Origin of the sequence: Nocardioides stalactiti (assembly GCF_014180715.1) — a bacterium.
Lineage (GTDB): Bacteria > Actinomycetota > Actinomycetes > Propionibacteriales > Nocardioidaceae > Nocardioides > Nocardioides stalactiti.
In genome coordinates, this window is sequence record NZ_JACEFC010000107.1 from 1 (window position 1) to 14621 (window position 14621).

Here is a 14621-nt window from a genome sequence, read left to right on the forward strand (position 1 = left end):
GCCAGGGTGACCTCGCGGTCACGGTGGCTCGGACGACCCGGCTGGGTCAGGCGCCGACGAGCTCGCGCTCGGCCTCCTTGGCAGCGTGGAACGCTCGGCCGGGGAGGGCCCACGCGCCGATGAGTGCCGCGGCGAAGCAGAGGGCGGCGACCACGGTGCAGCCGACGGAGAGCCCGGCGAGGAACGAGTCGCGCACGGCGGCGAGCAGCTCGGGGTCGGCGCCTGCGATGCCGAAGGCGACCGGTACCGAGTCTGCTGCCGCGTCCGCCCGCCCGGTTGCTGCGAGGGAGCTGTCGACGAGCCGCGCGCCGAACACCGAGGAGAACACCGAGCCGACGACCGCGACCCCCAGGGTCGCCCCGAGCTCGCGGGTCGCGTCGTTGACCGCCGACCCGACCCCGGCCCGCGCCGGTGGCAGCACGAGCATGATCGACTCCGTCGCGGGGGTCGAGATGAGGCCCATGCCGAGGCCCATCAGCACCATCTGGGGCACGATCGTCGCCCAGTAGGACGTGTCGACCTCGACGCTGAGCGCGATCCACGCCATCGCCGTACCGAAGAACACCAGCCCGGTCACGACGACCACCCGGGTGCCGACGCGCGGCGCCAGGATCCCTCCCACGATCGAGGCGACGGCGATCGACACCGCGACCGGGAGGATGCGCGCGCCCGTCGAGAGAGGGCCGAAGTCGCGGACGACCTGGAAGTACTGGGTGATGAGGAAGATGAAGCCCGAGAGGGCGAAGAACGTGACCGTCACCGCGCCGCTGGCCGCGCTGAACCGTCGGTCGGCGAACAGCCGGACGTCGAGCATCGGGTGCTCGGCCGCCCGCTCGACCGTGATGAAGAGTGCGACGAGTGCTGCGGAGGTCGTGAAGCCGACCACCGTGAAGGCGCTGGACCACCCGTGCTCGGGCGCCTCGATGACGGTGTAGGTCAGGGCGCCGAGCATGGCCATCGAGACGACGAGCCCGCGCTTGTCGAGCGTGGGGACGGACGGGTCGCGTGACTCGGGGACGAGCACGAAGGCGAGGACGGCGGCGACGAGGGCGAGCGGGACCAGGGCCAGGAAGATGCTGCCCCAGTAGAAGTGCTCGAGCAGCAGGCCGCCGGTCACCGGGCCGGAGGCGACGCCGACCCCGACGATGGCTCCCCAGCCACCCAGCGCGGCGGCGCGCTGGCGTCGGTCGGGGAAGGTGTTGGAGATGATCGAGAGGGTGGTCGGGAAGATCAACGCGGCGAACGCGCCCATCCCGAACCGCGCCGCGATCAGCGCCTCGGAGCTCGTCACGAGCGCGCCGGCGACGCTGGTGGCGGCGAAGCCGAGCAGCCCGACGATGAGGGCCGGTCGCCGCCCGTAGCGGTCGCCCAGGCTGCCGGCGGCGAGGACCAGGGCGGTGAACGCCAGGTTGTAGCCGTCGACGATCCACTGGAGCCCGCGCGTCCCGGCGTCGAGCTCGGTCGCCATGCTCGGCAGCGCCACGTTGACGATCGTGATGTCGAGGTTGATCGCGAGCGCCGCGACGTAGACGGCGACCAGGATGCCCGCTTTGCGTCCCATGGTGACTCCTCGGACTGGATGTGGACAGTGACAACATAACGAGGATGCGGTGCAATGTGGACATTGTCAACATCGCACCGGGTGACGGCCGTTACGATGCGGCGGTGAGCAGCTATCACCACGGCAACCTGCGCGAGGCGCTCGTGCAGGCCGCGGTGGTGCTCGGCCGCGAGAAGGGTCCCGACGGGATCGTGCTCCGCGAGGTCGCCCGGCGGGCCGGGGTCTCCCACAACGCCGCCTACCGTCACTTCGCCGACCGCGACGAGCTGGTGCGCGAGGTCGCGCGGGTCGGTCTCGACGAGCTCTCGGCAGCGATGCAGGCGCGGGTGAAACGGGTGCGGGTGACCGATCCGGTCGCGCGCGCTCGTCGCCGGCTGCGCGAGACGGGCAAGGCCTACGTCGACTACGCGATCGCCGAGCCCGGACTGTTCGCCACGGCGTTCAGCGTGGTGGCGCTGGGTGAGCTCGACGGTCCGTACGAGCACCTGTCTGCCGCGCTCGACGAGTGCCTCGCCGTCGGCTTCCTCCCGCCGGAGAAGCGCGATGGCGCGGAGCTGTCGTGCTGGGCCGGCGTCCACGGCTTCTCGATGCTCTACGGCACGGGGCCGCTCAGCGAGGCACCCAAGAAGGAGCGCGACGCCGACCTCGACCGGCTGCTCGACCGGATCGACGACTCGTTGCGGGGATAGCCCGTCAGTTGTAGGTGACGCGCGACCCGAGCTTCGGCTCGACCGAGCTGTAGCCGGCGTCGATCCGGCCGTCGTCGATGACGTTGACGTTGTTCGTGTCGTGACGCATCCAGACGCCGAACTTGATCCAGCGCGGCGCGTCGATGCACGACCGCGGCACCGTGATGGTGATGCGGTCCCTGCGCCGGTCGCCGCCGCCGCGCAGCCCGTCGCAGCTGAAGACCTCCTGGGCACCGTCGAACAGCGACGTGTAGGCGGGCGCCGACTCCTTGTCGTAGCCCATCGTCCAGTGCCCGTTGCTGGTCTTGACGCTGAACCACGCCGCGTAGTCGTCGGTCGCGAGGCTGCGCACCTCGACCCACAGCACGAGCTTCCCGTTGCCATAGGACGCCTTCGACTTCACGATGTCGCGCGCCTTGTCGCCGGGAGAGAGCGCGGGCGCGCCGTCGGCCTCCTTGTAGACGTCCTGGGCGGCGTCCCTCACCGTCTGGCTCTCGGCGTACGACGGGGAGGTCGTGAGCGCGGCGGCGACGATCAGCCCCGCGCTGGCGAGGCGGGCGAGGTGAGGGAGTCGCATCGAGCCTCCTTGGGGTTCTCCGACAAAGTGTAGGGTTGAGGACTTGCTGCTCCCAGGGATCCGAGGGAGCAGCGACCAAGAACGACCACGTACGTCAGCGGAACAAACACATCAGGGGCATCGTCGGTGGCAGATCAGCTGGTCGATCGCGAGGTGGCTGCGGAGCAGGCCTTCGTGGACCGGGTGTACGAACAGCTGGAGCGGGCCGGACAGGCCGCCCAGCAACTTGCGAAGGAAGGTCACTCGCGCGGCCGTCTCGGCCACGAGGGCGGCCTCGTCGAGCGCGACGCGATGGTGTTCCAGGCGGCGAAGCGGATCGCCCAGCTCGACGCGGCCCACGAGGGCCTCGTCTTCGGTCGGCTCGACCTGACCGACGACGTCGACCCGCAGCCGCGCTACGTCGGTCGGATCGGCCTGCGCGACGACGAGCACGACTCGCTGCTCATCGACTGGCGCGCCCCCGCGGCCGCGGTGTTCTACCAGGCGACCGCCGCGGAGCCGCAGCACGTCATCCGGCGCCGGGTCCTCCGCGCGACCGGTCCGCGGGTGATCGGCGTCGAGGACGAGCTGCTGGACGCGGACGCGGCCGCGTCCGCCGAGGCGGCCGGCCGCGAGCTGCCCATCGTCGGTGAGGGCGCCCTCATGGCCCAGCTCTCGCGGGCCCGCGACCGGTCCATGCACTCGATCGTCGCGACCATCCAGGCCGAGCAGGACAAGGCGATCCGCGCGCCCGGCAAGGGCGTGGTGTCGATCTCGGGCGGTCCCGGCACCGGCAAGACCGTCGTCGCGCTGCACCGCGCGGCCTTCCTGCTCTACAACGACCGGCGCCGCTACGAGTCCGGGGGTGTCCTCATCGTCGGTCCCTCCGGCGTCTTCATGCGCTACATCGAGCGGGTGCTGCCGTCGCTCGGCGAGACCGCGGTCGCGCTGCGCTCGCTGGGCGAGGTCGTCGACGGCTTCCGTACGACGCGCCACGACGAGCCGGCCGTCGCCGACGTCAAGGGCTCGGAGCGGATGGCCGAGGTGCTGCGCCGCGCTGCTCGCCAGCAGGCGCCGGGGAGCCCGACTGAGTACCGCGTGTTCTGGCGCGACGACCGGATCGCCCTGGACCGCGGGGTCCTGGGGCGGGTCCGCCGCAACCTGATGTCGCAGGGCCGCCGCAACAAGCAGCTGCCGCGTGTCTCCTCCGCACTGCTCGACGCCATGTGGCGCCAGGTCCGCGGGGAGCGGGGCCGCGAGCAGGGGCGGGAGAAGTTCGACGACGAGATGCTCTCGCGCGACGACTTCCTCGACTTCGCCCTCGGCTGGTGGCCGCCGCTCGACGCGCCGACGGTCCTGGGCTGGCTCCGCGACCCCGAGCTCCTCGCCCGCGTCGCCGACGGCGTGCTCTCGACGGAGGAGCAGCGGCTGCTGCTCAAGTCGTGGAGCGGTCGCGCCGACCGCGACCTGTCGATCGAGGACGTGCCGCTGCTCGACGAGCTCCGCTACGCCCTCGGGGACGTGCCGCAGAAGGCCGACGACGACCGCGACGACCCGTTGGCGCTGATCCAGGGTGCCGTCGACATCCAGGAGCTGATGACCGCCTCGGACCGGGAGTACGCCCCGTCCGGGCGGGCCTGGGCGCCCCCGACCCACAGCATCGAGGACGACGGCTTCGCCCACGTCCTCATCGACGAGGCCCAGGACCTCACGCCGATGCAGTGGCGGATGGTGGGGCGGCGCGGCCGGACGGCCTCGTGGACGATCGTCGGCGACCCGGCGCAGTCCTCGTGGCCGGCGCCGGACGAGGCTGCCGAGGCCCGCGCCCGCGCCATCGAGGGCAAGCAGGTCCACGCCTTCCACCTGTCGACGAACTACCGCAACTCCGCGGAGATCTACGAGTTCGCCGCCGCCTACGCCCAGCGGGTCGGCCTCGCTGCCGACCTCCCTGAGGCGGTACGCCGTACCGGTGTCCCGCCGACCGAGGTGACCGACGTCGCGGACCTCGAGGCCGCCACCCGGGACGCGGTGGTGGCGACCGCGCGGCAGGTCGCCGGCACCGTAGGCATCGTGGTCCCGGCCGCGCGCCGCTCGGAGGTCAACGCCTGGCTGGCCTCGTGGCCCGAGCTCGCCGACGACGCCGCCGGCGCCCGCGCCGCCGTGGACTCCTCGGTGCCGCCGTCGGGCGACGACCGGGTCGTGGTCCTCACCGGCCTCGACACCAAGGGCCTGGAGTTCGACGGGATCATCGTCGTCCGACCGGACGAGATCGAGGCCGAGTCGACCACCGGCCGGGCCACGCTCTACGTCGTGCTGACGCGCGCGACGCAGCTGCTGACGACGATTCGCTGATCCCGGGCCGCCACCGGTCCAGACCGCGCTGAGACAGCTGAACGGGACTTTGTCCCGTCGACACCGGATCGCGCCCGGCGCGCCCGGGTGCGTCGCTACGTTGATTCGGTCGGGAGCGCGGAGGGCGCTCCCTCGTGTCTCGGGACGACTCGAAGGAGTGGTCAGTGACCACACGGAAGACCCATGCGCTCGTGGCAGCACTCGCCTCAGCAACAGCGGCACTGACCTGGAGCATCGGCATGGCGGCACAGGTGGACGCCGCCCCGGCCGCACCGGCGGACCGGTTCGCCTCGGCGGCGCCGAACCCGGCCCGGCCGCTGATCATCTCGGAGTTCCGGGTCCGGGGCCCCAACGGGGCCAACGACGAGTTCGTCGAGGTCACCAACCGGTCCGGTGCCGCGCACACCGTGGCGTCGACGACGGGCACCGGCTACGCGGTGGCCGCGTCCGACGGCACCGTCCGGTGCTCGATCCCCGACGGCACGGTGATCCCCCCGTACGGGTCGTACCTGTGCACCAACTCGGTCGGCTACTCGCTGGGGGGCATGGCGACCGGTGACGCGACCTACACCACCGACATCCCCGACAACGCCGGCATCGCGCTCTTCAACAACAACAGCGGCGGCGCGTACTTCAAGCTGACCAACCGCCTCGACGCGGTCGGCAGCACCTCCGAGGCCAACTCCCTCTACAAGGAGGGTGCGGGCTACAACGCGCTGACGCCGTTCTCGATCGACTACAGCTTCTACCGGAACCTGTCCACGGGATCGATCTCGAGCGCGACCCTCACGACCTTCACCCCCGGCCTGCCCGAGGACACCAACAACAACGCGACCGACTTCGTGTTCGTCGACAAGAACGGCACCTCGGCGGGAGCCGGTCAGCGCCTGGGCGGCCCGGGTCCGTCGAACCTCGCCTCGCCCCGCAACAACGGCGACCTCGACGTGAGCCTGCTCGACCCGTGCGGCGACGACCAGAGCCCGCCGAACGCGGTCCGGGACTTCACCTCCGACCCGGCGAACAACTCGACGTTCGGCACCGAGGACATCCGACGGACGATTACCAACAACACCGGCGGCAACGTGACGGCGTTGCGGATCCGGGTCGCCGACATCCGGACCTTCCCGGCGCCGTCGGGCTTCGCCGACATGCGGCCGCGGACCTCGACCGACGTGGTCGTGACGGTGGACCGCGCTCCGTGTGGCGCGGGCACCAGCAACGTCACGGTGCGCGGCACGACCCTGGAGCAGCCGCCGAGCCAGCCCAACGGCGGCGGCTTCAACAGCACGTGGGTGGTGCCGTCGGTGACCCCGGGCACGCCGCTGGCCGCCGGTGCCTCGATCGACGTGCGGTTCCTCCACGGTCTGCAGCAGACCGGGAGCAAGAGCGTCAGGATCATCGTCGAGGCGATCACCTCCGGTGACGACACCACCGCCGACGCCGGCACCTGCCTGAGCGGCGCGGAGAGCGCGTCGATGTGTGCCGTCTGTGACGGTCGGACACCGACGATCACCGGCAGTGCGGCGGGCGAGACCATCACCGGCACCCCGGGAGACGACGTGATCCTCGCCCTCGGCGGCAACGACACGGTCAACGGCCTCGGCGGCAACGACGTGATCTGCGGCGGTCCGGGCGTCGACACCCTCAACGGTGGTGACGGGACCGACACGATCATCGGTGGCCTGGGCGACGACGCCTCCCTGAGCGGCGGCGACAACGCCGACGACATCCGGGGCGGCCTGGGGGCAGACACCGCGTCCGGTGGCCTCGGCGACGACACGATCTCCGGGTTCGCCGGTGCGGACACGCTGGACGGCGATGCCGGTGCCGACACGATCCTGGGTGGCTCGGAGGTCGACGTCCTCAACGGTGGTGACGGCAACGACCGGCTCGCCGGCGGCTCCGGTGGCGACACCCTCAACGGTGACGGCGACGACGACCGACTGCTCGGCAACGACGGTGACGACGCCCTCAACGGCGGCGCTGGCGACGACCACCTCTTCGGTCAGGGTGGTGTCGACAGCCTCGACGGGGGCACGGGCACCGACGTCGTGTTCCAGCGCGGGGTCCGCCGCTAGGGCTCACGAGCACCCACCACGTTGGCCGCCCCACTCCGCGGAGTCGGGGCGGCCACCTGTGCTTAGGGGGTTCAACGGGACTTAGTCCCGTGTCGGTCCGGAACCGCGAACACTGCCGGTGGCGTCCCCCTACGGTTTCCCCCGGGAGGGAGCGGAACCGCGCTCCACAGATGTCTCGGGACGACATCGAAGGAGTCGTCGGTGACGACACGACGAATGGGTGCGGTTCTTGCTGCACTAGCGACAGCAGCCACCGGGCTGACCTTGAGCCTGGGAGCAGTGGCGCCGGTGGAGGCCGCGCCCGGCGGGCGCGTGAGCGCGGCAGCACCCGACCCCAGCCGACCGCTGGTCATCTCCGAGTTCCGGGTCCGCGGACCCAACGGGGCCAACGACGAGTTCATCGAGATCACCAACCTCGGCTCGACCGACCACACGGTCGTCGGTGCGGCGGGCGCCGGCTACGGAGTCGCGGCGTCGGACGGCGTCAGCCGCTGCTCGATCCCCAACGGCACGGTCATCCCTGCCTTCGGCAGCTACCTGTGCGTGAACTCGGCCGCCTACTCGTTGGCGGGCATGGCGACCGGTGACGCGACCTTCACCACCGACATCCCCGACAACGCCGGCATCGCGCTGTTCAACAACGACAACGGCGGCGGCGACTACGTCCTGGCCAACCGGCTCGACGCGGTGGGCTCCACCTCCGAGGCCAACACGCTCTACAAGGAGGGTGCGGGCTACAACGCGCTGACGCCGTTCTCGATCGACTACAGCTTCTACCGGAACCTGTCGACGGCGTCGATCTCCGATGCGGACCTCACCACCGACACCCCGGGCCTGCCCGAGGACACCGACAACAACGCGACCGACTTCGTGTTCGTCGACACCAACGGCACGTCGGCCGGCGCCGGTCAGCGACTCGGTGCGCCCGGACCGTCGAACCTCGCCTCGCCGCGCAGCAACGGTGACCTCGACGTGTCGCTCCTCGACGAGTGCTCGGGCTGGCGCTCCCCGCCGAACGCCGTACGGAACTTCGTCTCGGACCCCGCGAACAACTCGACGTTCGGGACCGAGGACATCCGGCGCACCATCACCAACAACACCGGCGGCAACGTCACCGCGCTGCGCATCCGGGTCGCCGACATCCGGACCTTCCCGGCGCCGGGGGGGATCGCGGACTACCGGCCGCGCACCTCGACCGCGGTCGTCGTCACCGTCGACCGCGCCCCCTGCGGCTCGGGCACCAGCAACGTGACCGTGCAGGGCACCACGCTGCAGCAACCGCCCACCCAGTGGAACGGCGGTGGGTTCAACTCCGTCCTGACGGTCCCGACCGTGACCGGAGGCACCCCGTTGGCGCCCGGTGAGTCGATCGACGTCCGCTTCCTGATGGGGATCCAGCAGACCGGCGCGAACAGCGTCCAGCTCGTCGTGGAGGCCATCACGACCGGCACCGACAACACCTACGACGCCGGGACCTGTGTGGCCGGCAACGAGATGACGTCGATGTGCGCGGTCTGCGCGGGTCAGGAGCCGACCGTCCTCGGCACCGCCGGCAACGACACGCTCACCGGCACGGCCGGCCCGGACGTCATCGTCGGCGGCGGCGGCGCCGACACCATCAACGCACTCGGCGGCGACGACCTGATCTGTGGCAAGGCAGGCGACGACATCATCGACGCCGGCGAGGGTGACGACGTGGTCTATGGCCACGAGGGCGACGACTACATCGCCGCCCAGGGAGGCACCGACACCCTGCGCGGCGGGTTCGGCGACGACGATCTCGACGGTGGACCCGATGCCGACGGTGACTACCTCAACGGTGGTCCGGGCACCGACGACCTCGCCGGCGGGGTCGGCAACGACACCCTTCAGGGTGGCGACGGTCCCGACACGATCACCGGTGGCAACGGCAACGACACCATCAGTGGCGGCGACGGCGACGACCCCGTCCTCGACGGCGAGGCCAACGACGACACGGTGCTCGGTGGCAACGGCAACGACGGCATCGACGGTGGCGGCGGGGTCGACTCCGTGAACGGGGGTCCCGGTGCGGACACGGTCGACGGCGGCGAGGGTGGCGACACCATCGCGGGCGGACCGGGCGCGGACACCGTCACCGGTGGCAGCGGCGTGGACCGTCTGACCGGTGCGGAGGGCATCGACACCCTCACCGGCAACGGTGGCGCCGACGTCCTGCTCGGCGGGACCGAGGGAGACACGCTCAACGGCGGTGCCGGCGACGACCGTCTCATCGGTGGCGCCGGTGCGGACACCCTCAACGGTGACGACGACGCCGACATCCTGCGCGGCGGCACCGAGGACGACGCCCTGAACGGCGGTGCGGGCGACGACCGACTGTTCGGCGACGCCGGCACCGACACCCTCGACGGCGGGACAGGCACCAACCACCTGGTCCAGTAGCCCGTCCGGCAGGTCCTCGCGCACGACAAGGTGGGCGGCCCCACTCCGCCGGAGTGGGGGCGGCCATCCTCATTTCGCGCCGTCATCTCGCGTCGTCGTTCAGACGTCCTCGCGCAGCAGGACGAGGACCGCGAGCACCCGTCGGTTGACGTGGTCGGACGGATGGAGCTCGAGCTTGCGGAAGATGCTCGAGCAGACGGTCTCGACGGTCTTGCCGGCCAGGTAGAGCTGGTCGGCCACGGCAGCGTTGGACAGCCCGAGCGCGATCAGCCGGAGGACCTCCAGCTCGCGCCGGGACAACCGGTCGAGCCGCCGTCCGGTCTGCGGCTCGACCGCAGGTGCGGCGGTCATGGTCACGAGATGACCGGGCCGCCGCGGAGGCGCCGGCTCTTGGCGGGCACCGGGACGCGCGAGGCTCCGGTCAGCGCGAGCACCTCCGCGCCGTGGCCGACCTCGGTCTCGGCCGCCCGGCGCAGGATGGCGAGGATGCCGGCCTGGGTCCGGCGCAGCTGCCGGTAGGTGTCGGCGAACACGTCCTCGCCGCTGCGGGCGTCGAGCTGGGCCTCGCAGGTGCGCTGCCAGCGCGAACGGAGGGCCGTGAGCAGGCCCTCGGGGCTGCCGAACACGGCGGCCCACTCCTCGCGCCAGGGGAGCGCGCCGCTCATGTCGACGGCGGCGGCCGCCTCGACCTCGCGGATGATGCGGGTGCGCTGGTGGGTCTCGTGCCAGGTCATCTCAGTTCCTTCCAGGTCTGCGGCGGGGGAGTCACCGCCGGTCACGGAAGGAAGGAGGGGGCAGGTATCGATCCTGATACAGGAACGTCGAAAAGATTTCCGAGGTATCAGGAGGGGTGCCGGGACGCTCCTCCATGGTGGACGATGCATTCCGATGAACACGACGGACCCGCTCGCGACCCTCGTCCTCGCGGCGCGGGGAGGGGATCACCATGCCTGGGACGCGATCGTCGACCGGTTCCTGCCTCTCGTGGGCGCGATCATCCGGCGCCACCGGCTGTCCGAGGCCGACGGCGACGACGTCAGCCAGACGGTGTGGCTGCGCCTCGTGGAGCACCTCGACGCGCTGCGCGAGCCCGACGCCCTCCCCGGCTGGATCCGTACGACGACGCGCAACGAGTGCCTGCGGGTCATCAACGTCCGCGGCCGCACGCAGCCCGTGGACCCGCTGGAGCAGCACGGCGGCCTCGACGCCGTCACGGACGACGCGGTCGAGGATGACCTGCTCGCCGCGGAGCGCCGTCAGCTGCTGCGCGAGGCGCTCGCCGAGCTGCCCGCCGGCCGGCGGGAGCTGCTCCTGCTCCTGCTCGCCGACCCGCCGATCGGCTACGAGGAGATCAGTGCCCGGCTGGGCATCCCCATCGGGAGCATCGGCCCCACGCGCGCACGCGCGCTCGAACAGCTGCGAAGGACCAAGGCGATCCGAAGTCTCGGCCCCGATCCCGTGGGAGGTGAGCTGAGATGACTCAGTGGAACGACGACGAGCTCCTCGCCGAGCTCGCGGCCGCGGTCGCCGAGGAGACCGCCGTCTCCGACCGGCGCCGCGCGGCCGCACAGGCGGCCTTCACCTGGCGCACCGTCGACGCCGAGCTCGCCGAGCTCCTCCACGACTCTGCGCTCGACGCCGGCGCCGCCGTACGGTCCGGGGGCGACGGCCCGCGGACCCTCTCCTTCCGTCGGGCGGCGGTCACCCTGGAGGTCGAGATCGACGGTGACGTCGTCCTCGGCGAGGTGATCGACGAGTCCGGCGTCGGCGACCCCGCCACCGTGACCCTGCAGCGCCCCGGCGTCGACGACGTCGTCGTCGAGGCCGACGCCTCCGGCTTCTTCCGCATCGAGGGGGTCGGCGCCGGCAGCGTGCGGTTCGTGGTCGCCCGCTCCGGCTGGATCCTCACCACCCCCTGGGCGACGATCTAGAGGCTAGAGAGGGCCGACGATCTTCTTGCCGCCGGCGGCTTGGGGCACCGACTTCTGCGAGGCCGCGACGAGCTCGTCGTAGGCCTTGCGCGGGTTGTCGGTGCTGTTCGTGGCGCTCATCTGCGCCGCGATGGCGCCGGCGACGATCGGCGTCGCGAACGACGTGCCGCTCCACCGGGCGAGACCGTCGAAGGTGCGCACCTGGGGCTGCTTCGTCACCGGGTCCATGTTCTCCGGGTAGTGACACGTGTAGGTGCCGACCGGGAACGCGTTGACGATGTCCCGGCCACGCGCCCACACGTCGACCCACTTGCCGAAGTTGGAGAACTTCGAGACCTTGCCGTCCGCATCGACCGAGCCGACCCCGATCACCCACGGGTACGCCGCCGGGTAGAACTCCCGGTCGCTCTCGTCGTTGCCGGCGGCCGCCACGACGAGGGTCTTCACCCCGTCGTCCAGGCCGTACGCCGCTGCGAGCATCTCCAGCCCGAGCAGCCCCATGTTCTTCCGGGTGTGGGTGCCGCCCGAGATGCTGATGATCTGCGGCAGGTCGCTCTCGTCCAGCGCCTGGTCGAGCTGCTCGCAGATCTCGGACTCGAAGATCGCCCCGCCCTTGGTCAGCAGGCCCTCGACCTCGACCCGCGCCGAGGGCGCCATGCACTTGATGACGCCGGCGACGAAGGTCCCGTGCCCGGCGTACTCGTGGATGATGTTCTGACCGTTCGCGTCGACCTGGAGGACCTCCTCGTCCTCCTGGTCGGCGACCACGTTCGCGAGCCACTTCTTGGTGGTCTGGTGCGACGCCGCCTCCTTCCACCAGCCGGTGTCGACGACGGCGACGCGGACACCGGTGCCGGCGGTGTCGGTCTGGGAGATGTCGGGGACCGGGGTGGTGCCGCGCGGAGGCTCGGGTTCCGTGTCGGGGCACAAGCGCCCTCCAGGCGTGACGTACAGGACATGGTCCGGCTGGGCGATGACTTCGTCGGCTCCGTTCGCTGCGCGTTCGCCATCCAGCTCCTCGAGAGTCGCAAGGACGGGGTCTCCCTCATCCTTCCGAGTCGGCAGCTCGACCAGGACGAGTCCGGCGACCGGCCGGGGCCCCGGCACCGGACGCCCGTTGAAGTCGCCTTCGCGGCGCGCGAAGAAGTCCAGGAATTCATCCAGGTGGGCCTTGTCGTCGGTGTTGTCACGGACGAGCGCGGCACGGGGCCGGAAGAGGTAGTGGACGTCGGCGTCGTCGCGGGGACGTTTCGTTCCTTCGTGCCCGGCCGAATCGACTCCGGTCTCCCTGAACGCTCGACGGATCACAGCCACCTGTGCCCGGAGCCTGGCCGCGCTGAGATCGCGTGCGATGGGGGGGAGGAACGGCGGACGGAACGGGGGCCAAGGCAACCGGCGTCGGATCTGTCCGATGAAGACGCGGATCGAGAAGCTCGGTCGTGGGGACTCACTCATGGCGAACCTCAGGGAGAGCAGGGAGCGGCCGCGGGCCGGGGCCTATCAGCGCCGCTAACGTAGTGCTGCCCGGAGACGCGCGTAAACAGGGGAAACCCCGGAAGATCTTTGAGGTCGCGATGCAGGACCTGCTGGAGCTGGCATTCGACGCGCCCGACGTTGCGCGGCACAAGGCTCTCGCGATTCTTGAACAGGCTGAGGATTCCCGATCTCGATCATTCGCCCACCAGGCTCTGGGCATCGTCCATCGGGAGGCAGGCGACGTCGACGCTGCGCTCGCGTGCCTCTGGGCCGGAGTTCGTGAGGCCTCGGCGTCCGCGGACGTGGAAAGGACGAGTGACGTCCGCGCGACCCTCGGCGGAACTCTCGTGCTGGCCGGCCAGACCGGCCCCGGACTCGATCAGCTGGAACAGGCGGTCAGGCAGGCGAGCGGGACCGTCGAGGCGACTGCGCGGATGCGGATGGCGTTCGCGCTCAACTTTCTCGGTCGGTCAGCGGACGCGCGGTCGGCCATGCTCACAGCCCTCGCCGCTATCGATGCCGTCACCGATCCGATCTGGTACGCCCGGACACTGAACAACCTTGCTTGGGTCGAGCTGAGATTGGGCCTCGTCGATGTGGCTGAGAGCCGCCTGGAGACGGCCGAGAAGGTGTTCCGTTCTGAAGGCGCGGTTCTCGAGGTGCTGGATGTCCTGGCAAATCGGGGCGACATCGCTGAGGCTCGTGGCGACTACCCCGCGGCCCTGGGGTGGTACGCCGCGGCTGGTGCCGCGGCGATGGAGACGGTCGGGCGACCACGCCCTGAGCTAGCAGAGGTCTGGGCGGCGGCCTACCTGGCCGTCGGCCTCGTTCCCGAGGCTGTCGCACTCCTCGAGGAGGTCCTCGCGCATCCCATGGCCGCGGGACGGCAGGTCGACCTTCGGCTGGCACTTGCGACCGCGTTGCTGACAGCTGGTGAAGCCGCAGCGGCTCTGCAACAAGCACGGACGGTCCAACAAGCACTCGGTCAGCAGGGGCGAGATTGGGGGCGACTCCGCGCCGATCTCGTCGCGGTCCGCGCCCGCGAGGCCCTCCGCGACCATCAGGGGTTGGCGGCCGCGGCCGACGAGGTTGCCCGCGCTCTTCACGAGCGGCGCGCTGAGGAAGCGGCGCTCGCACTCCTTCTCGCCGGCCGACTGGGAGAACAAGAGAAACGGCTGGCCCGATGGGGAGATGCGGCCTCGTACCGCGCGCACCCCAATGGCTTGGTGCGCGCGAGTGCCTGGACGGCCTGCGTGCTGGCTCGCGAGCAGGACGGCCGCCGCAGCGGGCTGCTGCGGGCCGCGTCCGCGGGCCTCGACGCCATCGACGAGCACCGCCGCCTCATGGGGTCCTCCGAGCTCCGTGCGCTGGCGACCACGCACGGGCGCGAGCTCACCGAGATCGCCCTGCGCCACGCGGCGCACGACCCGCGCACCCTGCTCCGCTGGAGCGAGCGCACCCGGGCGACCGCGCTCGCGCAGCCGCCGGCCACCTCGGACGCCGCGACCATCCCGGCGTCCCTCGCGGCCCTCCGCGACAACGGGCGGCGCCTGGCCG

At 71.2% G+C, this 14621-nt stretch carries 12 protein-coding genes; 7 read left to right on the forward strand and 5 right to left on the reverse strand.

Going from position 1 to position 14621, the window contains the following annotated elements; translation table 11 throughout:
* Nucleotides 1-46 precede the first annotated feature (46 nt).
* Nucleotides 47-1561, reverse strand: a complete 1515-nt coding sequence (locus tag H0487_RS17830; protein WP_183095580.1) for an MFS transporter — start codon at nucleotides 1559-1561, stop codon at nucleotides 47-49.
* Between the two features lie 104 nt (nucleotides 1562-1665).
* On the opposite strand from H0487_RS17830, the gene H0487_RS17835 reads away from it, so the two are divergent.
* Nucleotides 1666-2250 carry a TetR/AcrR family transcriptional regulator gene (locus H0487_RS17835; RefSeq protein WP_220793543.1) on the forward strand — a complete coding sequence of 195 codons (585 nt, stop codon included), beginning with the start codon at nucleotides 1666-1668 and terminating at the stop codon, nucleotides 2248-2250.
* Between the two features lie 4 nt (nucleotides 2251-2254).
* Here H0487_RS17835 and H0487_RS17840 read toward each other — a convergent pair whose 3' ends face one another.
* A complete protein-coding gene (locus H0487_RS17840) occupies nucleotides 2255-2827 on the reverse strand; it encodes a hypothetical protein (RefSeq protein WP_183095582.1) in 573 nt (190 codons plus the stop codon).
* A gap of 126 nt (nucleotides 2828-2953) precedes the next feature.
* On the opposite strand from H0487_RS17840, the gene H0487_RS17845 reads away from it, so the two are divergent.
* From H0487_RS17845 to H0487_RS24370, 3 genes are all read left to right on the forward strand, one after another.
* On the forward strand, nucleotides 2954-5158 hold the full coding sequence (locus H0487_RS17845; protein WP_183095583.1) for a HelD family protein: 2205 nt from the start codon (nucleotides 2954-2956) through the stop codon (nucleotides 5156-5158).
* Between the two features lie 164 nt (nucleotides 5159-5322).
* Nucleotides 5323-7236, forward strand: a complete 1914-nt coding sequence (locus H0487_RS24365) for a calcium-binding protein (protein ID WP_183095584.1) — start codon at nucleotides 5323-5325, stop codon at nucleotides 7234-7236.
* A gap of 201 nt (nucleotides 7237-7437) precedes the next feature.
* Nucleotides 7438-9657 carry a calcium-binding protein gene (locus H0487_RS24370; RefSeq protein ID WP_183095585.1) on the forward strand — a complete coding sequence of 740 codons (2220 nt, stop codon included), beginning with the start codon at nucleotides 7438-7440 and terminating at the stop codon, nucleotides 9655-9657.
* A 99-nt stretch (nucleotides 9658-9756) separates the two neighbouring features.
* On the opposite strand, the gene H0487_RS17860 is transcribed toward H0487_RS24370, so the two are convergent.
* Nucleotides 9757-10008, reverse strand: coding sequence for a response regulator transcription factor (locus tag H0487_RS17860; protein ID WP_183095586.1), 252 nt, complete (start codon nucleotides 10006-10008; stop codon nucleotides 9757-9759).
* A gap of 2 nt (nucleotides 10009-10010) precedes the next feature.
* Nucleotides 10011-10391, reverse strand: coding sequence for a hypothetical protein (locus tag H0487_RS17865; RefSeq protein ID WP_183095587.1), 381 nt, complete (start codon nucleotides 10389-10391; stop codon nucleotides 10011-10013).
* Between the two features lie 154 nt (nucleotides 10392-10545).
* On the opposite strand from H0487_RS17865, the gene H0487_RS17870 reads away from it, so the two are divergent.
* Both H0487_RS17870 and H0487_RS17875 read left to right on the forward strand, forming a co-directional pair.
* Complete coding sequence (locus H0487_RS17870; RefSeq protein ID WP_183095588.1) at nucleotides 10546-11136, forward strand: RNA polymerase sigma factor; 591 nt, start codon at nucleotides 10546-10548, stop codon at nucleotides 11134-11136.
* Complete coding sequence (locus H0487_RS17875) at nucleotides 11133-11588, forward strand: hypothetical protein (protein WP_183095589.1); 456 nt, start codon at nucleotides 11133-11135, stop codon at nucleotides 11586-11588. The genes H0487_RS17870 and H0487_RS17875 overlap by 4 nt, the downstream gene beginning before the upstream one ends.
* A gap of 3 nt (nucleotides 11589-11591) precedes the next feature.
* Here the strand turns inward: H0487_RS17875 and H0487_RS17880 are convergent, their stop codons facing one another.
* Nucleotides 11592-12902 carry a S8 family peptidase gene (locus tag H0487_RS17880; RefSeq protein ID WP_183095590.1) on the reverse strand — a complete coding sequence of 437 codons (1311 nt, stop codon included), beginning with the start codon at nucleotides 12900-12902 and terminating at the stop codon, nucleotides 11592-11594.
* A gap of 260 nt (nucleotides 12903-13162) precedes the next feature.
* Here H0487_RS17880 and H0487_RS17885 point away from each other — a divergent pair.
* The coding region (locus H0487_RS17885) for a tetratricopeptide repeat protein (protein ID WP_183095591.1) at nucleotides 13163-14621 on the forward strand (1459 nt) is incomplete at its 3' end.